Raw genomic sequence first — 867 nt, forward strand, 5'->3', positions numbered from 1 at the left:
CTAGGCTGTGGTGACAAATTAACGAATTGGGATTCCGTTTGAGGAGCAAATCAGATTCAACGCTGACTTTTGGAGGTCAGCGATGGAAGGTGAAGTTCTCCGGGACGATCAGTGGGATCTGTTGAAGCCGTTCGTGCCTGGCGGTCGCAAAGGCAGGCGGGGTCCCCGCAGCGACGGACGGCGGTTCTTCGATGCGATCTTGTGGCTGGCCCGCTCCGGTGCGCGTTGGCGCGATCTGCCCGAAGACCGCTTCGGCCCGTATCAGACAGTCAAACGGCGTTACTACCGATGGATCGATCAAGGTGTATTCGACCGGATATTCGAAGCGGTGGCTGCCGATCCGGATATGGAATGGCTATCCATCGATGCCACCGTGATCCGAGCACAGGCGCAAGCGGCTGGCGGACGCCGTAAAAGGGGGGATCGCAAGCCCAGGCTCTCGGCCGCTCCCGTGGCGGGTTTGGCAGCAAAATCCATGCTGTAGTGGATGCCCTCGGGCTGCCGGTTCGTTTCCATCTCGGCCCAGGACAGCAGAACGACATGGCTCCGGCTTGCGACCTCGTTCGGGGACTGCCAGCCAAACAGGTGCTCGCCGACCGCGCCTATGATGCCGACAGCCTGCATGACATCATCCTTGATCAGGGCGGTGAACCGGTCATTCCGCCGCGACGCCATCGCAAGCACCAGCATGCTTACAATCGCATCGCCTACAAGCAGCGCTGGGGCATCGAGAGCTTCTTCGCCAAGCTCAAACAATGGCGACGTCTCGCCACACGCTACGACAAACTCGCAGCCAATTTCCTCGGCTTCATCAAGCTGGCAAGCATCATGCTTTGGCTCAAATAGTTAATTTGTCACCACGGCCTA

The 867-nt window shown here is 59.1% G+C and carries 1 protein-coding gene; it reads left to right on the top strand.

Annotation, left to right across the window (positions count from 1 at the left end):
- Positions 1-82 precede the first annotated feature (82 nt).
- Positions 83-846, top strand: a protein-coding gene (locus A7X77_RS32890; protein ID WP_156668220.1) for an IS5 family transposase whose coding sequence is annotated in 2 segments (ribosomal slippage) — positions 83-413 and positions 413-846 — 765 coding nt in all. Because the reading frame shifts where the segments join, the coding sequence is not laid out codon by codon here.
- The last annotated feature ends 21 nt before the right edge of the window (positions 847-867 follow it).

This window comes from Rhizobium bangladeshense, from assembly GCF_001662075.1.
GTDB classification, from domain to species: Bacteria; Pseudomonadota; Alphaproteobacteria; order Rhizobiales; family Rhizobiaceae; genus Rhizobium; species Rhizobium bangladeshense_B.